Below are 19,642 nucleotides of genomic sequence, written 5' to 3' on the forward strand. Positions count from 1 at the left end.
CGTCCCGGCCGCTTCGTCCCCTCGCCTGGCAAGGCGCTCGCGATCGGCTTCACATGGGCCAGGTGGCGGGGCGAGTCGTTGCGGTAGTCCAGGATCTCGTCGAAACGGCTCATCAGGATTTCGGATGGCCGCAGGATCTGCTTGATCCGGATCTCGCGCGCGGCCTCGCCATCGCGCCGGCGCAGCGCTTCGACAAAGGCGAGCGAAGTCTCCACGGTGGGCGGAAACCCCTCGAACAGCGAGTAGAGACGGACGATCGGTCCGATCTGGCGCCAGAGGCTCTGGATGATCGGCAATGTCGCCKGCCGCTGCGCAGCCTCGTAGAGCGTGAAGAAGATCTGCTTGTTCAGCACAAGGAAACGCTCGCTGCGGAAAACCCCGAGCTCGTTCATCTCGTCGATCGCGCGTGCCACGTCCCGGACGTTCTTATCCGTCAGATGCGCCACTGCGGCAGCCGTCACATCCCCTTCGAGCAGCGTGCGGACATGGGTGATCTCCGCGAATTCCGACTTCGTCGGGCGCCAGACGCGGACCCCCTTCTGCGGTTCGACAAGAAGAGCGCGTTCGGCGGCCAGGCGGCGAACGGCATCGCGCACCGGCATGATGCTGGTCCCGAACTGGGTTGCGAGATCGTTGATATTCAGCGCTTCGCCCGGCCAGAAGGCCCCCGTCATCAGCGCATCGCTCAGCTGGTCATAGACCAGATCCTGAAAGCTTGTCGCCGCCACCGGCTTGAACATGACCATCCCTTTCCGCGGGCCGATGCTGCCCGAGCGATGCACGCATATCACGAACCGGGGCCGCGTCTTGACACCCCGCTTCGGCTCTAACTAATATCTTAGATATCAATATAACAAGAGGGGAAGGCGCATGAGTTCGTCATTGAGGCATTTCGCGGGGCCAGCCGCGGTCGTCGCCGGCATTCTCGCTTCCATCTGCGTCGCACCGGCCAGCTTTGCCGCCGACAAGGCGACGATCCGCATCGGGGCCGACTATGACAGCCTGGACCCGGTCAAGACGGTGACGTCGGACGGCTATCAGCTCGTCAACGTGCTCTATGACCGCCTTGTCGCGCTCGACGACAAGGGCACGCCCGTGCCGGCGCTCGCCGAATCGTGGAGCGGTGACGCGAGCCGCACCGTCTTCAAGCTGCGCAAGGGCGTCACCTGTTCCGATGGCACCCCGCTGACCGCGACCGCGGCCGCCGCCGCGCTGACCCGCCTCGGTGCCAAGGAAACCAATGCGCCGATGGCCTATCGTACCGTCGGCATCGCCGGTTATTCCGCCACCGGGGACGACGCCGCTGGCACGGTGACGTTGACCATGACCGCCCCCTTCAGCGACCTGCTGATCGGGCTGGCGATGCCCTGGGCCTCGATCGTCTGCCCCTCCGGTCTGAAGGATACCGAAGCGCTCGGTTCGACACCGAGCGGCACAGGGCCCTACACGCTCGACAAGGCGGCCTCGGTCCGCGGTTCGCACTATCTGCTGAAGCTTCGCCCGGACCATGCCTGGGATTCAAGCGGAGCGACCGGAAAGGACCCGGGGCGCCCCGCGACGATCCAGGTGCGCGTGATCAACAACAACACGACGGCGGCGAACGAGCTGCAATCCGGCACGATCGACGTCAGCCTGGTCACGGGCCGCGACATCAACCGGCTGAAGGCCGCGAAAGCGCTCGATTTCCTCGATGCCAAGCCATTCGGCATGCAGTTCATGATGTTCCAGCATCGCGACGGCTATCCCACGGCCGACGTGCTGGTCCGCCGCGCCATCGCAACCGCCATCAATCGCGATCTCGCGACCCGCGCCGCGACCGCCGGCAACGGCCTGACGGCAACGAGCTATATCAGCCCCCTGGTCGCCTGCTACGAGCCCAGGACGGCGGATCTCCTGCCGAAGCCGGACGCGGAGGCGGCCAAGGCCCTGCTGAAGCAGGCAGGCTATGCGCCGGGATCCGATGGGATCTTCGCCAAGGACGGCAAGAAGCTCAGGCTGCGCCTGATCGGCCAGCCCGGGCTTCAGGGCTCGGCTCCGGAATACATCCTTGAAGCGCTGCGCGCGATCGGCGTCGAGGTCGAGCTGCGCAACATCACGCTTCAGGAGACCGCCTCGGTGATGAGCGGGCCCGATTGGGAAATCGGCGTCTTCCCCTTCGGCCCGCCGATGCCGAGCGCCAATACCGTCGTCCCCTTCGTGAGCGGCAAGGGCTCGAACCACGGCACGATCGAGAATGCCCGCTTCGCGGCGGCACAGGCCGCGGCGCTCGCCTCCTCCCCCGACAGCCCCGAACGCTGCGCCCGCTGGAGCGAGGCACAGCTCTCGCTGCTCGAGAACATGAACATCCTGCCGCTGTTTGGCGGCGTGAACACCTTCTTCTCGCGCAAGGGCGTCCGCTTCACCATCGGCGGACCGTTCGTGATGGATATCCGCTCGATCCGCGTCGGCAAGTGAGCGCAGCATGATGACGCGCGGCCGACCGCTCTCCAGGTTCCTGTTCGCCAGGTTACCGTTCGCCAGGTTCCTGCTCGGGAAGGCCGCGCAGATCGCCGCGATCCTTTTTGCCCTCGTGCTCCTGACCTTCCTGATGGTGAAGATGATCCCCGGCGATGCAGCCAGCCGCATCGCCGGGCCGGACGCCGACGCCGCCTATCTCAGCCAGCTGCGCAGCGAACTCGGGCTGGACCAGCCCTTCGCCGTGCAGCTCTGGAACTATGTGGCGGGGGTAGCGCGCGGGGATTTCGGCGTCTCGCTCGCCACCCGCCAGCCGGTGATCGAGCTCATCCGCGATCGCCTGCCCTATACCGCCGCGCTTGCCGGGCTCGCGCTCGCCTTCGTCGTGGTGGTCGGCTTCAGCTTCGGGCTGGCGGTCGCCATCGCAACGCGCGACGACCGCCTGCCCTGGCTCGACCATGGCTTCACCATCGTGACCGGTACGCTGGGCGCGATCCCGGAACTGCTGGCCGGCATCTTCCTCGGCTATGTCTTCGCCGTCTCGCTGGGCTGGCTTCCGATCTCGGGTGCCGCCGGCCCCGGCTCGGTCATCCTGCCCGCACTCGCGATCGGCCTGCGGCCGGCGCTGAATCTCGCCCGCGTCGTGCGGGTCGAGGCAAGGCGGACGCTGCGGGCCGATTTTATCCGCACGGCCCGCAGCAAGCGGCTGCCCGCCTGGCGCATCTATCTGCGCCATCTCGCGCCCAACGTGGTCACGGCGGCGCTGACCATTGCCGGCCTGGTCTTTCCCTTCCTGATCGGCGGCGCCGTTATCGTCGAGAACATCTTCGCCTGGCCGGGCCTGGGCACCGCCATCGTGCGGGCGGTCGTCACCGCCGATTACCCGGTAGTCCAGGCGATCGTCGTGCTGCTCGGCCTGCTCGTGCTCGTCACCAACATGATCGTCGACGTGCTTCTCGCCATCGCCGACCCACGCAGCACGGTCCGCACATGACCGGACGGCTCAACCTCGCATCCCTGCTGGCCGGCATCGGGGCCATCCTCTTGCTCGGGACCGCGCTCGTCGCGCCCACCCTGTTCTCCGACGTCGTCAGCCGGATGGATGTCGCGGCCGCCGGAACGGGGCCTTCCGCGGAACACTGGTTCGGCACCGACGATCTCGGGCGCGACGTTTTTGCCCGCACGCTCGCGGCAACGCAGCTCTCGCTCGGCCTGGCGCTGGCGRCCACGGCCATCCGCGTCGTGCTGGGCGTCGCGATCGGCATGTGGCTGTCGTTATCGGGCAGCCTCGCCCGGGCGATCGGCACGCGGATCATCGACACCGCCCTGTCCTTCCCTGCGATCCTGATTGCGATCGTGATCACCACGATCGTCGGCCCGAGCATCGAGGGCGCTGTGCTCGGCGTCGGCCTCGCCGGCGTGCCGACCTATGCGCGGCTCGGCTACACCATGTCCTCGGCCATCGTCGGGCGGGACTATGTCGCCGCCGCAAAAGCACTCGGCCTCGGCCGTATCGCGATCCTCTGGCGCCATGTCCTGCCGAATATCGCCGACACGCTCGCCGTCAGCACCGCGACCTCGCTTGGGCTGGCGATCGTCGAGATCGCGTCGCTGAGCTTCCTCGGCCTCGGCGTCAACCCGCCGGCCTTCGACTGGGGCCGCATGCTGATCGAGGGCGCCGAAGCCATCTACGTGAACCCTGCCGCCGCGCTCGGACCGGCGGCGGCGATCGCCCTGTCCGGCCTGATCTTCAGCTATCTCGGCGAGGCGATCGCGCTTTGGATCCAGCCCATGCGCAGCCGCTCCCTGGCGTCCGGCAGCGGCATCGACAGCGCGGCTGGCGCGATCGCACCGCTGCGGCTCGCTGGCGGGGAGGATACGGTTCTGCTGGCCGAGAATCTGAGCGTCGCCTTTCCGACCGAGGGTTCCCAGACGATCGCGGCGGTTCGCAATGTAGGCTTGAGCATCGGGCGTGGCGAGACTGTCGGGCTCGTCGGGGAATCCGGCAGCGGCAAGACGCTGACCGCCATGGCGCTGGCCGGGCTCACCGGCTATCCGGCCCGGGTCTCCTCCGACCGGATGCTCTTCACCGGCGAGGATCTGACGGCGATGAGCGGGGCTCTGCGCGAGCGTCTGCTCGGCACCGGGCTCGCCGTCGTCTTCCAGGATCCGAGCACCTCGCTGAATCCGGCTTTGCGCATTCGTGAGCAGATGACGGAAGCCGTGCGCCATCATCGCGGCCTGTCTGAAGAGGAGGCCAGCGCGCTCGCGCTGGAACAGCTCGCGCTCGTCGGCATCACCGAGCCCGGCCGGCGGCTCGACCAGTATCCGCACGAATTCTCCGGCGGCATGCGGCAACGGGCGATGATCGCCATGGGGCTGATGATGCGCCCGTCCCTGATCGTGGCGGACGAACCCACGACCGCGCTCGACGTCACGGTCCAGGCCCAGATCCTCGCACTGCTGCGCGAGGCCAATGGCCGGGACGGCACCGCGATCCTGATGATCTCGCATGATCTGGCGGTGATCTCGCAGGTGTGCGACCGCGTGCTGGTGATGTATGGCGGCCGGATCGTCGAGAACGGCCCGGTCGAGCAGGTCATCGGCGATCCCGCCCACCCCTATACGCGGGCCCTGATTGGCGCGATTCCCGATCTCGACACACCGCGCGGACAACGCCTGGTCGAAATCCCGGGCCAGCCGCCGGTGATCGGCGCCTTTCCGCGCGGCTGCTCCTTCCAGGAGCGCTGCCCCGCCCGCCACAGCGCCTGCGCCGGCTCGGAACCGCCCCAGACGGAGATCGGATCAGGCCGCATCGTCGCCTGCTGGCTGCATGCCGCGCCTGATGGCGAGCCCGACGCCAAGTCCGAGACCAAGTCCGATACCAAGTCAGAGGCTGCAGCATGACCGGCCTGTCCGCGACCGATATCCGCGTGCGCTTCGGGGCGATGCTGGCGCTCGACGGCGTCAGCATCGCGATCCCGCCCGGCGGCACGCTTGGGCTCGTCGGCGAGTCCGGCTCCGGCAAGTCGACGCTGGGGCGGGCGCTCCTGCGCCTCCACGACCTCACTGGGGGCCGGATCATGCTGGACGGCGAAGACGTGACGCGCGCTGCGGGGGCCCGCCTGAAGAATTATCGCCGTCAGGTCCAGATCGTCTTCCAGGACCCCTCCGCCTCGCTCGATCCGCGCATGACCGTCGCCCGCGCGATCGAACAGGGCATGCGGCTGCGCGGCGAGCGCGACCCGAATGCACTGGGGCGCCTGCTCGACACGGTTGGCCTCTCCCGCACCGTCGCCTCGCGCCTGCCGCATGAATTGTCCGGCGGCCAGCGCCAGCGCGTCGCGATCGCCCGTGCGCTCGCGGTGCGCCCATCGATCATCGTGCTCGACGAGGTCACCTCCGCGCTCGACGTCTCGGTCCAGGCGCTCGTGCTCAATCTGCTGCGCGATCTGCAGACGGAACTGCGCCTGTCCTATCTGTTCATCTCGCACAACATGGCGGCCGTCAGGGCCATGAGCGACGAGGTCGCCGTGATGTATCGCGGCAAGCTCGTCGAACAGGGCCATGCCGACAGATTCTTCGCCGCACCGTCGCACCCCTATTCGCGCAGCCTCCTCGAGGCCGTGCCCCGTCTGCGACACATGCGCGAGCCCCCCGCCTCCGCCCCCGGCCCTTTCGGCCCGGGCTGAAAATCGTTGCGCGTCCGCGTCTCCAGGCTTCCCGAGGATACCGATCATGTCTGCCGAAATCAGCTTTCCCGCCCGCCTCGCACAGCTTGCAGCCGAGGCGCCGGACATCGTGGCGATCACCTTCGTCGATCGTGACGGGCTGGAGACGGACGTGACCCGGCGCGACCTGCATCTGCGCGCCACGCGCCTCGCCCGCGTGCTGGCGCAGCGCGGGGTCGGCCCGGACACCATGGTCGTGACCGGCATCCCCAACAGCATCGAGCACATCGCCATCGCGATTGCCGCCTGGCGCTGCGGCGCCTGCACCGTCGCCCAGAGCGCTCGTGCGCCCGAGCGCGAATTCGCCGAGACGCTGAAGCTTCTCGACGCAAGGTTCGTGATCGCCGACCGCGCGGGAGCCGACATGAGCCATGCCGAGATCCGCGCCGTCAGCCTGGACGACAGCCGCGACGCGGAGCCGGTGCCGGACCGGGTCGCTCATCCCGGCAAGGCGACCGCCTCGGGCGGGTCGACCGGCCGCCCAAAAATCATCGTCTATCCCCATCCCTGGGTCCGCGTGCCCGGCGAGATCGGCGACATCAGCCATATCGGCTTCCGCTCCGGGCAGATCCAGCTGGTCTGCGGGCCGCTCTACCACAACGCACCCTTCACCTGGGCCCATTTCGGCCTGTTCGAAGGCCATCGGCTGATCCTGATGGAGCGCTTCGATGCCGCGCGCGTGGTCGATCTGATCGAGCACCATCGCTGCAGCTTCATGTTCTTCGCGCCGACGATGATGCAGCGCATCATCCGGCTGCCGGAGATCCAGTCGCGCGATCTCTCCAGCATCGGCTCGATCTTCATCACCGCGGCCATCTGCCCGGTCTGGCTCAAGCAGGCCTGGGTCGACCTGATCGGCGCCGAAAAGCTGCAGGAATCCTATGGCAGCAGCGAAGCCGTCGGTTACGCGCATATTTCCGGGCCGGAATGGCTTAGCCATCGCGGCAGCGTCGGGCGGGCCGGCGATGGCGACCTCAAGATCCTGGACGCCGAATTCAACGAGGTCCCGACCGGCGAGATCGGCGAGATCTTCTTCCGCCCGACCCATTATCCTCGGCCGACCTATGCCTATATCGGCTCGCCGCCGGCCAAGACGACACCGAACGGCTATACCAGCGTCGGCGACATGGGCCATGTCGATGCCGAGGGCTTCCTCTACATCGCCGACCGGCGCACCGACCTGATCATCAGTGGCGGCGTCAATGTCTATCCCGCCGAGGTCGAGGCCGTGCTGACCGAGCATGCCGCGGTCGGCGACGCCGCCGTGGTCGGCCTTCCCGATGCGGACTGGGGCCGGCGTGTCCACGCGATCGTGGAACCGGTCGACCCTTCCGGCACGATCGCGCTCGACGAACTCTACGCCTGGATGCGCGAGCGCCTCTCCGCGGCGAAGATCCCCAAGACGATCGAGTTCACCTCCGCCCTGCCGCGCGACCAGTCCGGCAAGATCCGCCGCAGCGCCCTGATCGCGGCCCGTACCCCCGAAGGATTGAGCCAGTGACGATGCGTCCCGTCTACATCGCCGGCGCAGCGGAAACGCCGTTGGGCGAGGTCCACGACCATAACGAACTCTCGATGATCGCGCTGGCCGCGGCCGAGGCCCTGGCGGAAGCCGGAATGTCGATCCGCGACGTCGACGGCCTCTTCGTCAACTATATGGGCGAGGAAGGCTCGGTCCAGGTCGGGGAATATCTCGGCATCCAGCCGCGCTACGCCGATTCCACCGATTTCGGCGGCGCGGCCTTCGAAGCCCATGTCCACAAGGCGATCGCGGCCATCAATGCCGGGTTCTGCGAGGTGGCCCTGATCACCTATGCCTCGCGCCAGCGCAGTCGGCGCGCCCGCCATCGCGAGCCGCCTGCCGGCGGCATGGGCGTGCCGATGCTGCAGCAGCTCGAGGTTCCGACCGGGCTGCCGGCGCCGATCGGGCGCTACGCGCTCTATGCGGCAAGGCACATGCACCTGTTCGGCACCACGCGCGAGCAGATGGCGGAAGTCGCCGTCGCCTCCCGGATGTGGGCGATGCGCAACCCCAAGGCCTGGAGCCGCAAGCCGCTGAGCATCGACCAGGTTCTGTCCTCGGCGCCGATCTGCGATCCGCTGACCCGTCTCGACTGCTGCCTCGTCACGGATGGCGGCGGGGCGATCGTGGTGACCACCGCAGAGCGTGCCCGCGACGCCGCCAAGAAGGCCGTGCGGGTCATCGGCGCAGCGCAGAGCCAGAACCACTGGCTGGTCTCCCAGATGCCGGATCTCGACCGGGAGGGCATGCCGGGGCGGCGCTGCGGGCCGGAGGCCTTCGCCATGGCTGGCATCCGGCCGGCCGATGTCGACGTCTTCCAGCCCTATGATTCCTTCACGATCAGCGTGCTGATCGCGCTCGAGGACCTCGGCTTCTGCAAGCTCGGAGAAGGCGGCGCCTTCGCACAATCGGGCGCATTGCGCCCCGGCGGCTCCCTGCCCTCGATGACCTCGGGCGGCGGGCTCTCCTATAATCATCCCGGTGCGCTCGGCCTGATGCTGCTGATCGAGGCGGTGCGCCAGCTGCGAGGCGAGGCCGGCGAACGCCAGGTGCCCGGCGCGCGCATCGGCGTGGCGCACGGCACCGGCGGCTTCCTGTCAACTGCGAGCACGGTGGTTCTGGCCAATGACTGATCACGCCTTCAAGGTCGAGGACCCCTTTCTCTGGCCGTTCTGGGAGGCAGCCAGCGAGAGGCGCCTCGCGGTCCAGCGCTGCCGCGGCTGCAGCCAGCATCAATTCTACCCGCGGCCGTTCTGCCTGTCCTGCGAGGGCCGCGAGCTCGACTGGGTCGATGTCGCTGGCGCGGGAGAAGTCTATTCGATCACCACGGTGCGGATTCCCGTCTCCGATCTCCTGCCGCCGCCCTATCAGGTCGCGCTGGTGACGCTCGATGCCGGGCCGCGCCTGCTCGCGGGCATCGATGGCCCCGACTGCAGCATCGGTGACCGGGTCAGTCTGGTCTGGCGCGAGCGCGAGGACGCGCCGCCCTTCCCCGCCTTCGAGAGGGTCGCCCCATGAGGCTGCGCGACCGCGTCGCCATCGTCACCGGGGCCGGGCGCGGACTGGGGCGGGCGCATGCGCTGGCGCTGGCCGCGCAGGGCGCCGCGGTGATCGTCAATGATCGTGGGGCTGCGCTCGACGGTGCAGGCCGCGACACTCGCCCTGCCGAGGATGTCGTCGCAACCATCCGCGGGCTCGGTGGGCAGGCCGTCGCCAGCGGACATGACGTTGCCGACTGGGACGAGGCGGCGGCACTGGTCGCCTTCGCCGTGTCGAGCTTCGGCCGCCTCGACGTGCTCGTGAACAATGCCGGAATCCTGCGCGACCGCACGCTCGCCAACATGTCGGAGGCCGAGTGGGACGCCGTCATCCGCGTTCATCTCAAGGGCCACGCCGCGCCGGCGCGCCATGCCCTCTCCCATTGGCGCGAGCGCCACAAGCGCGGCGAAGCGGTCTCCGCCAGCGTCGTCCATACCAGCTCCGCCTCCGCCTTCGCCGGCAATGTCGGGCAGGCGAACTATGCCAGCGCCAAGCTTGCCGTCGTCGCCCTGTCCTCCACGATTGCGCTGGAGGGCGCCCGCTACGGCGTCCGCTCCAACGTCGTCTCGCCTTCGGCGCGCACGCGCATCAGCGAAGCCACGATCGAGGATGCGCCCGTCGATGGCAGCTTCGACGTGATGGCGCCCGACAATGTCTCTCCCCTCATCGCCTGGCTGGCGGAAGCYGCCTGCCCGGCCAACGCGCAGGTCTTCCACCTCATTGGGCGGGAGGTCCTGCTGATGGACATCGCGGCGGTTACGCAACGCGTGCGCGCGCCGCGCCGCTGGTCGCCGGAGACCCTCGACGCGGCGCTGCGCGGACGGCTGCTGCCGCCGCGCGACATCAACATCTTCCTGAAGGAGCAATTGCTGTGAACGAACCCGCACTATCCCCTCTCGTCGCCGTGATCGGGGCCGGCATCATGGGCACCGGCATCGCCCAATCGCTCGCGCTCGCCGGCTGTCGCGTGCGCCTGAACGACATCGCAGAGCAGCGCCTGCAGGCCTCGCTCGACACGATCGAGAACGGTCGCTTCGGCCTGCGCCGCGGTGTCGAGCGCGGCAAGGTCACGGCCCAGGCGGCGAATGACGCGCTCGCACGCATCACCACGACGGTGTCGCTGGAGGAAGCCTGCGCCGGGATCGATCTCGCCATAGAGGCCGTGCCGGAAGACCTGACGCTGAAATGCGACGTCTTCCGCCGCCTCGACCAGGCCGCCCCGCCCGCCGCCATCCTGACTTCGAACGCGGCGGGACTGCCGATCACGGCCCTGGCCTGGGCGACCGGCCGGCCCGAGCGCGTGCTCGGCTGGCACTGGGCCCAACCGGTGGCGGTGATCCGGCTCGCCGAGCTCGTTGCGCATCCGCGGACGGCGCAGGACGCGATCGACTATGTCAGCGCCCTGGCACGTCGCTGCGGCAAGAACCCGATCGTGGTCAAGGACCAGCCCGATAGCTGGGGCTATGTCGCCAACCGGATCAACCGCGCCGTCCGCATCGAGGCGCGGCGCGTGGTCGAGGAAGGCGTCGCCTCGGAAGACCAGGTCGACGAAATCATGCGCGACTGCTTCCGGTGGCCGATGGGACCATTCGAGATGCAGAGGCCCGGCTCAATGTGAGCTGAAGCCGCCCTGCGCCAGGTCTGGCCGCCTCTATGCAGGCGGCCACRTGGCCCTCGCGACTGGCCGGAGCCCGATCCCGGTGCCTGGCCGAGCGATCGGCGGGTTTCAAGGAATGGCGACGTTCAGGTGTGGGGGGTGTCGGACCGGAAGACATCAGCCTTGCGCGGCGTGGCGGTGGGCCGTTCGATCGCGAGGGTCACGTCCGGTGCCTCATGCCCCATATGCAGATCAACGAGGCTGGCATTCAGGGCTCTGTCAGCTGCGGTCTGGCGGTAATTGAAACGCAGATAATCGTTCCAGGTGGGCGTGTGGAACGACTCGGTCCAGACGGCGGTATCGCGCAGATTGCGCGTCAGAATCCATCTGCGGGCGCCGTTGCGCCCTTGGGCGCGCCGGCGCTGCAGCATCAGGGCCAGAAAATTCTCAATCTGATCGGCGGCGATCCGATACTCGATCCTGACGGCAATCGGACCGCTTCGCGGCTTCAGATCGAGGTTGATGGCGGGCGCCTCGAAGGTCTCGTGCGTCGAAACATCAGAATCCTTGCGCTGATGGATGGGCAGGAGCAGCCCGAGAACGGCGACGCCAAGAGAGGCTGCGCTCGATGCCTGCAAGGCAAAACTCAAGGAATAGCTCTCGGTGACCATCCCCCAAAGCCAGCTCCCGGCGGCGAGCCCGAGTGAGGTGAGCGCGTAATAGAGCGAAATCGTCCGGCCGACGACCCAACGGGGGCTCGCCCATTGCACGCTGATGCTCAGGCCCGACCAGCCCAGAACCCATCCGGCGCCGCCCAGCATGAGGGCAACCGCCGCGACAGCCGGGGTCTTCGTCAGCGAAAGACTGATCGTGCATGTCGCACACGCGACGCAAGCCAGCTTCAGCAGCTGTTCGTCCGACAGCTTTCGCCTGAGCGCTGTCGAGGTCAGGCCCGCCAGCAGCGCTCCTGCGCCGAAGCCGGCCATCAGGGTGCCATAGGCAACGGCTCCCTGTTTGAGCTGATCACGCACCACCAACGGGAGCAGTGCGAGAATGGCGATGCCCGCGAGGCCGAACAGGAAGCCGCGGGCGAGCGCCGTCTTGATCTCCGAAGACAGCGACGTGAAGCGAATGCCGTCGGAGATCGCCGTCAGCATCGCTTCGGRTGGCAGTCTCGAGGTTGGAACTTTCCACCGGGAGCGCCAGACCACGATCAGCGGCGCGAGATGGCCAAGGGTGTACAGGCAAAACGCCGTCAAGGGGCCGAAGGACGCGAGAATGATGCCCCCGAGAGCCGGCCCCACGCTGCGCACCGTGTTGAACCCGACGGAGGTCAGCGTAACGGCCGCTGCGAGATCCTTTCGATCGACGATATCGCCCACCGACGCTTGCCAGGCCGGGTCGTTGAAGGCGATGCCGCAGCCCGCGAGGAAGCTGAAGAACAGGATGATCCAGGGGTTGATCATGCCAAAAGCGACGAGGATCGTCAGCGCAGCGGCGGTCACGGCCATCAAGGACCGCGCCGCCAGCATCACCTTGCGCCGATTGAAATTGTCGACGATGGCTCCGGCGAAGATCGACAGAATGAAAGCGGGCAGGTTCGTCGCCGCCTGAACCAAGGCAACCATGACGCTGGACGGCGTGATGGTTGCCATCAGCCAGCTCATCGCGATGGTCTGGATGAGCCATCCCATCCCCGAGATCAGCCCGGCGAGCCAGATGGCCCGGAATGTCAGGTTGTTGAGAGGCGCAAACGGCCCAGTGCCTGCCGCAGGCTTCTGCACATCCATGACCCGGCTCTTTTCCGACGTCTGCTTCTGGGCGCCGGCGTTGATTCCGAGCGTAATTCCTGACTCTTACGTCACGATGCCTGTTTGCAAAGCGCCAAGAACGCAGGTTGCACCATCGTCCAGCGACGGATGTCGGCCTTGCGGCGTCACCATCCCGGCAGTCGCAACGCGCCGGACGCCGACGCTGGCCCATCGTTGCACCCGTTGCGCCGGTGCCTCATCCGCCGGCAGCGCTGTCCCGGAAGGTCTGAACCGCCTCGGCGGCAAGGGTGTTGATGGATTTGGAGCCATCGCTCATCAGGCGAACGACGATGCCACCGAGTTTCGCTTTCGCAGCATCTGCCTCGTCGCCGATGAGGCGGTTGTCGCGGCTGACGGCATCCCAGGCACGCGCCTGGATCGACTCGGCAACCAGCATCTCCTTCGAATTAAGCACACCGGGGAAGCGGACATTAACAGTCGACATCGGCARGTCTCGATCGCTCCAAGAAGACGCCCGTACGGTCGGGCGCGCACGAGCAGATCGATTCCGACGCGGACGAACTGCACGGGCGTACCAGCCTGGGCGGCAACCAAACGCTCCATCGGGCAAAGAGTTCCGGCGGCGCGATGGAAAAGCGTTCGCCTCTTCACCGCGTCATGCGAAGCGAGCCACCACCCGCTTCAACCGAGCCTGAAAGGCTCGCCTCCTGACCAGAAAGGCGGGCAACGACCCGCTCGCGCGAGTACAGCGTGACATTGCCTCCTGAGAAACTCCAGAGGTTGACGGTCTCAAGCGGAGATCCCGCACAACCACTCACGGAGGCCTTGTAGAGGTCGATCGAGGACGTGGTGGAGAGTTGAATTCTGCAGGCCTTTCCGCTGGCATCCACAACTCGCCAGGCCCCGGCGTAGGCTGATGGGCTGGATGCAGGTGGAATCGCCTGCGAGGCAGAGGGCTGGTTTGTCGGAAGTCTTCGCGCAGGCTGCGGTCGCTCTTCGATCACCTCTCCCTCCCGGGGAAGCTCGCCGTCCTCATAAGGGTCCGGCGCATAATCAGGCCCCGAGGCAACAGGGTCTGGTGGTGGTCCAACCACGACGCGTCCGGCGGGAGGTGCGACATCGGTCTGGAAGGAATCCATGCCGCCGTTATCGAAATAGGGTTCCGTGTCGACACCGTCATAGGGCGGCGCATCCCAAGGCGCGGGGTAAACAGGTGCCGGGCCATAGACGCTGCGTGGCCCCCAGGGGCCGGTCGAGTAGCTGGTCGGGTAGCCAACCGAATTGCAGGCTGTCAGGAGGACTGAGGATGCGGCAATCATGATGCGTCGCAGCGTCATCGAATACCTCGCTGGAAATCCGGTCCCTGACGGCAGGGCAGCGCTTGTTGGGGCTTTGACTTGATTTGCGACGATGCTGAGCGGCGCACCGCCGCGTGAGGCGACGAAACAGGAGGGCGACCAAAGACTACCGCGCTTATGGCGATCACGCATCCCGGGTCGCAAGCGAGTGCCCTTGTCGCTACAGTTCGATCCATGACGAAGCAGGCCGCGAGGGCAACAATGTCGCGCAGTGTCTCAAGGTCCTTGATCGGCCTTGCCGTCGCTGTCGTGGCCGCCATCTCATGTCCGGCCGCATCCCGGGGGCAGGAACCGTCTCTGGCCGGCCAGATGAAGAGCCTGATTGCCATCCTGCGGGCCACCGCGTTCCGGCCCGAATGGAAGCTCCATCCTGATGAGTACGCGGCGAACGGCATCTCGCAGTTCTTCCCGACCGATCCGACGGCCGAATATTCGTGCCTGGAAAGTGGATGCTACGCGTTCGGCTCGATCGAAGCCCCTTTCAATCTCGCGATCATCCATGGGCCCGATGGGTCGCTCTCGGCGAATTTTATCCTGAAGGAAACCGATCCCGCCAAAATGAACAGGGCCGACCGCTATCAGATCACACCGCTTTCCTACCTTGGCACAGCGTGTTTCTCGGTGGCCGCTGCCAATTATCTTCATAAATCAAAGCTGTATTTGGATCCCGACACGCTCTCGAAAGAGGTGGACTCTATTTTTATTGAAATGGAAACCAAGAATAATACTCAGGATTTCCAGCGCGGGATCATCGGCGGGTTAAAATTATCGTTCCCCAAATATCGCGTTACGCTTGATCTTGCCAGCGAGATGCCAAATGTAAGCTGCGCGATCCTCTATGATGCCGAGGGTGGCATCAGCGAACTCGATTCAGTGGCAAACGAACTCGCGGGCCCCAACGCTGCACGGTAGTGCCAGTGCGGAAACGCGGCCCCTTCGAACCGTCGCCCCCCCCCGCGCGAGCTTGGCGATCGCGATGCCATCGCGTGGATGACGAAGGGTGATCGAACGACGTCAGACAACGTCGATCTGCTTGACCAGCCTTACGCCGGCGCTGTGAACCACTTGCAGGGGAGATTCCATTCCTGCCGCTTTCAGCTTGGAACGCAGGCGCGCCAGGAACGCGTCGAAACGCCGGCTTTCGGGATCGATCCGGGCGTGGCCGAACAGGCCCATGATCAGATCCCGCGAAACCGTTTCGTCCGGTCGCGCCGCCAGGTGCTCGAGCAGGATCACCTCCCGAACCGAAAGCTTCACCGATCTGGTGTCCGGCGAGCGCAGCGTTTGAGTGTGCCGATTGAGCCGCCAGGCTGCGCCTTCGGGCGCCTCGATGGCACCCGCCCATCGACCGCTTTCGGCTTCGACCGGCCCGCGGCGCATGCGTCGACCGAGATTGAGAATGGCCAAGGCCAGTTCCTCGGTGTCGACCGGCTTGGTGAGATAGAGATCGGCTCCTTCGGCATAGCCGCGCACGCGATCGTCGCGACCGGTGCGCGCCGTCAACAGAATGATCCCCATCTCCCGCCGTGCGGCCATGTCCCTGGCCAACTCGAATCCGCTGACGTCCGGCAGGTTGACGTCCAGGACCGCGATGTCATAGCGCTCCTGCAGCAACGCCTTGTAGAATGCGATGCCGGACGGCGCCTCCGTGACATGCATGTTTCGCAGCCGTAGATAGTCGGCGAGGCTCTGACGGAGATCGTGGTCGTCCTCCACGAGAATGATTTTGAAATCTCGCGAGATCTCCTGTGCAGCACCTTTCGGGCCGGCCACCGCGTCCGCCATCATCATGTGCATCCACCCCATCGCGACGAGATTCCGTTGACGCCGGCCCCGACAATCCTGCCCGCGACTGATGATGGCGCGGCGACGCGTTCCGGCATGGCCTCGGTCGCAGCCCTGCCGCCGCGGCACCGCCGTCCCCGCCTRTGGCTCGCCGTGCTGGCGGCGATGCTCGCATTCGGCATCGCATATCTGGCCCTGCCGGAATCTCCGCCCCGGCCTGCGCCCTTGCCCTCGCTGAACGGCACGATTTCCGTCCTGTCCGATCCCGCTTCGTCACTGTCGCTGGCAGAGATCCTCGATTCGGCCAAGCAGGCTGAGTTTCGGCCTATCCAGGGGGCGCATGTCAACTTCGGCTTCACCCGGACCCCCGTCTGGATTCGGATGGAACTGCCCGGCCGGGTGACCAAACAGGCCATCCTTTCCCTGGCGCCGAACTTCCTCGATTACGTCGATGTCTACACCGCCGCGCCGGATGCCCCCCTTTCGGTCGAGCGGTTTACCCGGCACGAGATGGGGGATCGCCGTCCCCTGCCGCGGGACGGCCTTTCGGCGCTCGACTATGCCATTCGGCTCGATCTGGCCGAAGGTGCGACGACGCGGGTGTTCATCCGCGTCCGGAACGGCAATTCGGCGACCTATCTGCATCTGCGCCTGGCATCAGCCGAAGGCTACGCCGCCGGGGCCGCCCTGGATGCGAGTCTTTACGGTGCCTGGCTGGGTGGGATGGGCGTGCTGTTGGTGACCCAGCTCGTCTTCTTCTATTTCGACAGGAAGGCGCAATACCCGCTTCTGGCGGCCAGCACGCTTGGCATCATGCTGATTTACATGGGCAATCTCGGCTATAGCAGGGTCTATCTCTTTCCCGAGAATGGTGCCGCCAACGATGCCTTTCTCGGCTTCAATGCCTGGGCGGGCCTGACCGCCAGCGCAATCGCCTATATGCGCATTCTTGACCTGCGCAACCGGGCTCCGCTGTTGCACCGCCTCTATCAGGGAAGCGCAGCCGCCGGGCTCGTGGGCGTAGGCTTCGCCTTCGCCGGCCTGAACATGATCTTCGGCCCGATCGGAACGGTGCTGGGGATCGTCATGGCCTGCGTGAACATGGTGCAGGGCCTGAGGCAGTGGAGCGACGAAGGGGCCGCGAGCCGTCTCAGGGGCGCGGCGTTCTCGGCGTTGTGCGTCGGCGCCTTCCTGACGATGGCGCAGCGTCTTGGGGTCGCCTGGCTGCCGCATTGGGCCATCCACAGTTATGGCATTGCCGGCCTGTTTCTCACGGTCCTGCTGACGGGCGCCMTCGCGGTTCGGCTGCGGGACGCCGAAGCGCTGACCCTCCGGATGAAGGACGAGGCGCTGCGGCATGCGCAGCTTGCCGAGAACATTGCGGCGGGGTTGGTCGAGGAGAGAACGCGCGAGCTCGTCGATGCCAGGCGCATCGCCGAAGACGCTCTGCGTCTCGAAAAGCAGTCCCAGCTCCAGCAGGTCCGCTTTCTCGAAGTCGTGTCACATCAGTACCGGACGCCGCTCGCCGCCATTCGCTCGAGCATCGACAGCATCGGGCTGGCCTTGCCGCCCGATGACGGCGCCAACCAGGGCCGGATCGAGCGCATCCGCAGAGCGATCGCGCGGCTCGTCGAAATGCTGGAGATCAATCTCGCCCGCAGCCGGGTGCAGGGTCCGTCCTTCCGCCCCCGGATTGCCCACGTCAATGCCGGCGCCCTCGTCGTCGCCGCCCACCAGCGCGCCTGCGATCTTCTCAGCGGCCCGACGATCAAACTGCTGATCGAGCCTCGGGCTGCGCAGGCGACGATCGTGGCCGATGAGGGCATGATGGAGCTCGTCATCATCAATCTGCTGGAAAATGCCGTCAAATTCACCGCGCTGAAAGGCAGCGAGCCGATCGCGCTCGCCTTGGGCCTGGCGGGAGAAGAGATCACTATCACCGTCACGGATCGCGGCTGCGGCATCCCGGCCTCCGAGCTTCCCGGGGCCTTCGTCCTCGGCGCGCGCGGGCGGTATTCGGAGGCCGTCGAGGGATCCGGCCTCGGCCTCTTTCTCGTGAAGAAGATCGTCACCGCCCATGACGGCCGGGTTTCGATCGAGAGCAGCGAAGGCGAAGGCACGACGGTGCGGGTCGCGCTGCCAACAGCGCCCTGACCGGGGCTTTCCCGGATAAGCCCGTGGCTGTGGCGTCGAAAGCCGATCCGCCGCGCGAGTTCCGCTCCATGGGCGTACCAAAATAGACACAGCTTTTGCTTGCCTTCAAAAAACAACGTCCGGGCAGAGCAAGTCGTTACATCGCGTTACATCCCGGAAAAAGCGTTACAATTTCAGGTATTGCTTGCGGTCGACGTCCGTACCAACGTCAGCTGTACATGGAAGCGCCCGGAGCTGGTGCGGCAGCGCCGTCCGACCGCGCCAGTTCGAAAGTGGGACGGAGCCTCGCGCAACGGCATGCGCGTTGCGCTTCCTTTTGCCCTGCTTCTTTCGGGCTGTTCGGCACCCTGCCCTGCCACCCATGCGGTGCAAGGCGTCGATTCCGGCAAGTAGCCGAAGTCTATTTCTAAGTTCAATTAAATATATAAATATCGGTAATCCGTATATCGGCGTATAAATTCATCGCGATGCGAGATTAATTAACATTTGTTAAAGTAATTTACTCCACAAACCCGCTCCGACAACCGAATATCATTCCATCAGAGTGACGCGGGAGATTCACATGCATAGCCAAAATTACGGATTCACCGACGAGATTCGGCTGAAGTCCTTCCAGAACATGATCATCAGCACCCATGGYGACGCGGCCGAATCGGCCCGGTTCAACAGCGAGGTCGACACCCCGCAAGCGCTGGTCGGCTATGCCGCGGCGCGGGGCGTGGATATCAGCGAGAGCGAAGCGCGGACGGTGTTCGAAGCCGCACAGGATTTCGTCGTGACCCAGACTGCGGCAGCCGGCGGCGAGGTTCGTCTGGATGACGCTGTGCTGGGCACCGTGAATGGCGGCGTGAGCTGGGCGGCGGTCGGCGGCACGATCTGCGGGATTGCCGGCGCTGTCGCCGGTGTCGCCATCGCCGTCGCCACCGCGCCCGTCAGCATCGCGCTGGGAACGGTCGCCGGCACCGTGGCGCTCGTCGGCACGGCCGTCGTGGGCGGAGCTGGAACGGCTTTTTCCGGAGCTGTCACCGGCGCGCTGGCGGGCGGAGCCTCCCAACTGATCCACGACAAGATCACGGGCTGAGGCGAAGCGCCACCTCTCCCCCGATCCAGCCGATACAGGAAACAAAGATGAGCACCTCACAGGAACATCCGTCCTTCGGAAGCTACATGGCCGCCGCGCTGCAGGACGAGGCCAAGCTGAAGCAGTTCGCCTTGACCGTGACCGGTCCCGAGAGCCTGCGCTCCTTCGCCGCCGAGCACGGCCATGCGCTTTCCGCCGAGGAAGCCGAGCAGGTCTACGCCAAGGCCGGCGCGCTGCTCGAGGCCTCGTCCGGCCGCGGCCCGATGAGCGACGAATTGCTCGAGGACATCAATGGCGGCATCAGCCTGGCAGCCATCGGCGCCACGATCGGCGGCATCGGCGCCGCCGCCTCGCTGACGCTCGCAGTCGGCTGCGTCATGGCCGCCCCGTTCCCCGGGGGCGCGAGCCGGGCCGGCGCGGCCGCGGCGATCGCCGGCCTGAGCGGCACCGCCGCGGCCACGGTCGGCGTCGGCGCGCTCGCCGCCGGCGCGGTCGGCGCGGGCATCGGCGCCGCCGGCGGCCACATCATCGAAAACAGCTGAGCCGCAAGGCTGATCGAGGGGGCTGCGTTCCGACGGCGTGCGGAACGCTGCCCCTTCCCCTTCCCCATCCGGCCGCGCCGTCGTCGCGACGGCGGCCGCACGATCCC

Annotated in this window: 18 protein-coding genes; 13 read left to right on the forward strand and 5 right to left on the reverse strand. The window is 66.4% G+C overall.

Annotation, left to right across the window (positions count from 1 at the left end):
- On the reverse strand, positions 1 to 740 hold a 740-nt coding region (locus tag AC1D34_RS13110), incomplete at its 3' end, for a GntR family transcriptional regulator (RefSeq protein WP_476824433.1).
- A gap of 130 nt (positions 741 to 870) precedes the next feature.
- On the opposite strand from AC1D34_RS13110, the gene AC1D34_RS13115 reads away from it, so the two are divergent.
- Genes AC1D34_RS13115 through AC1D34_RS13155 form a run of 9 tightly spaced genes read left to right on the forward strand, consistent with a single transcriptional unit; the run spans position 871 to position 10,864 of the window.
- The gene (locus AC1D34_RS13115) at positions 871 to 2,454 is read left to right on the forward strand and encodes an ABC transporter substrate-binding protein (RefSeq protein ID WP_476824434.1); all 1,584 of its coding nucleotides are present in this window, start codon (positions 871 to 873) and stop codon (positions 2,452 to 2,454) included.
- A gap of 7 nt (positions 2,455 to 2,461) precedes the next feature.
- On the forward strand, positions 2,462 to 3,448 hold the full coding sequence (locus AC1D34_RS13120; RefSeq protein WP_441481296.1) for an ABC transporter permease: 987 nt from the start codon (positions 2,462 to 2,464) through the stop codon (positions 3,446 to 3,448).
- Entirely contained in the window at positions 3,445 to 5,361 is a 1,917-nt protein-coding gene (locus AC1D34_RS13125; protein ID WP_476824435.1) for a dipeptide/oligopeptide/nickel ABC transporter permease/ATP-binding protein, read from the forward strand. The genes AC1D34_RS13120 and AC1D34_RS13125 overlap by 4 nt, the downstream gene beginning before the upstream one ends.
- Entirely contained in the window at positions 5,358 to 6,146 is a 789-nt protein-coding gene (locus tag AC1D34_RS13130; protein WP_441493609.1) for an ATP-binding cassette domain-containing protein, read from the forward strand. The genes AC1D34_RS13125 and AC1D34_RS13130 overlap by 4 nt, the downstream gene beginning before the upstream one ends.
- 46 nt (positions 6,147 to 6,192) lie before the next feature.
- Entirely contained in the window at positions 6,193 to 7,686 is a 1,494-nt protein-coding gene (locus tag AC1D34_RS13135; RefSeq protein ID WP_441493608.1) for an AMP-binding protein, read from the forward strand.
- A 2-nt stretch (positions 7,687 to 7,688) separates the two neighbouring features.
- Positions 7,689 to 8,840: an acetyl-CoA acetyltransferase gene (locus AC1D34_RS13140; protein WP_441493629.1), complete on the forward strand. Its 1,152-nt coding sequence runs from the start codon at positions 7,689 to 7,691 to the stop codon at positions 8,838 to 8,840.
- The gene (locus tag AC1D34_RS13145) at positions 8,833 to 9,225 is read left to right on the forward strand and encodes a Zn-ribbon domain-containing OB-fold protein (RefSeq protein ID WP_441493607.1); all 393 of its coding nucleotides are present in this window, start codon (positions 8,833 to 8,835) and stop codon (positions 9,223 to 9,225) included. Before AC1D34_RS13140 ends, AC1D34_RS13145 begins: the two co-directional genes overlap by 8 nt.
- A complete protein-coding gene (locus AC1D34_RS13150) occupies positions 9,222 to 10,121 on the forward strand; it encodes an SDR family NAD(P)-dependent oxidoreductase (protein WP_476824436.1) in 900 nt (299 codons plus the stop codon). Before AC1D34_RS13145 ends, AC1D34_RS13150 begins: the two co-directional genes overlap by 4 nt.
- On the forward strand, positions 10,118 to 10,864 hold the full coding sequence (locus AC1D34_RS13155) for a 3-hydroxyacyl-CoA dehydrogenase family protein (RefSeq protein ID WP_441493605.1): 747 nt from the start codon (positions 10,118 to 10,120) through the stop codon (positions 10,862 to 10,864). Before AC1D34_RS13150 ends, AC1D34_RS13155 begins: the two co-directional genes overlap by 4 nt.
- Before the next feature lie 125 nt (positions 10,865 to 10,989).
- Here the strand turns inward: AC1D34_RS13155 and AC1D34_RS13160 are convergent, their stop codons facing one another.
- The 3 genes from AC1D34_RS13160 to AC1D34_RS13170 form a co-directional block, all read right to left on the reverse strand.
- Entirely contained in the window at positions 10,990 to 12,633 is a 1,644-nt protein-coding gene (locus AC1D34_RS13160; RefSeq protein WP_476824437.1) for an MFS transporter, read from the reverse strand.
- A 217-nt stretch (positions 12,634 to 12,850) separates the two neighbouring features.
- Positions 12,851 to 13,099, reverse strand: coding sequence for a hypothetical protein (locus AC1D34_RS13165; RefSeq protein WP_476824438.1), 249 nt, complete (start codon positions 13,097 to 13,099; stop codon positions 12,851 to 12,853).
- A 163-nt stretch (positions 13,100 to 13,262) separates the two neighbouring features.
- A complete protein-coding gene (locus tag AC1D34_RS13170) occupies positions 13,263 to 13,952 on the reverse strand; it encodes a hypothetical protein (protein WP_441493602.1) in 690 nt (229 codons plus the stop codon).
- A 195-nt stretch (positions 13,953 to 14,147) separates the two neighbouring features.
- Here AC1D34_RS13170 and AC1D34_RS13175 point away from each other — a divergent pair, with 195 nt between their 5' ends.
- On the forward strand, positions 14,148 to 14,885 hold the full coding sequence (locus AC1D34_RS13175) for a hypothetical protein (protein WP_476824439.1): 738 nt from the start codon (positions 14,148 to 14,150) through the stop codon (positions 14,883 to 14,885).
- Positions 14,886 to 14,987: 102 nt separating this feature from the next.
- On the opposite strand, the gene AC1D34_RS13180 is transcribed toward AC1D34_RS13175, so the two are convergent.
- Entirely contained in the window at positions 14,988 to 15,764 is a 777-nt protein-coding gene (locus AC1D34_RS13180) for a response regulator transcription factor (RefSeq protein WP_476824440.1), read from the reverse strand.
- Positions 15,765 to 15,794: 30 nt separating this feature from the next.
- Between AC1D34_RS13180 and AC1D34_RS13185 the strand changes: the two genes are divergently transcribed.
- From AC1D34_RS13185 to AC1D34_RS13195, 3 genes are all read left to right on the forward strand, one after another.
- The gene (locus AC1D34_RS13185) at positions 15,795 to 17,912 is read left to right on the forward strand and encodes a sensor histidine kinase (protein WP_476824441.1); all 2,118 of its coding nucleotides are present in this window, start codon (positions 15,795 to 15,797) and stop codon (positions 17,910 to 17,912) included.
- A gap of 562 nt (positions 17,913 to 18,474) precedes the next feature.
- The gene (locus AC1D34_RS13190; protein WP_476824442.1) at positions 18,475 to 18,993 is read left to right on the forward strand and encodes a hypothetical protein; all 519 of its coding nucleotides are present in this window, start codon (positions 18,475 to 18,477) and stop codon (positions 18,991 to 18,993) included.
- A gap of 86 nt (positions 18,994 to 19,079) precedes the next feature.
- A complete protein-coding gene (locus AC1D34_RS13195; protein ID WP_476824443.1) occupies positions 19,080 to 19,535 on the forward strand; it encodes a hypothetical protein in 456 nt (151 codons plus the stop codon).
- The last annotated feature ends 107 nt before the right edge of the window (positions 19,536 to 19,642 follow it).

The sequence above is a fragment of the Allobosea sp. P1_A7 genome (assembly GCF_056406775.1).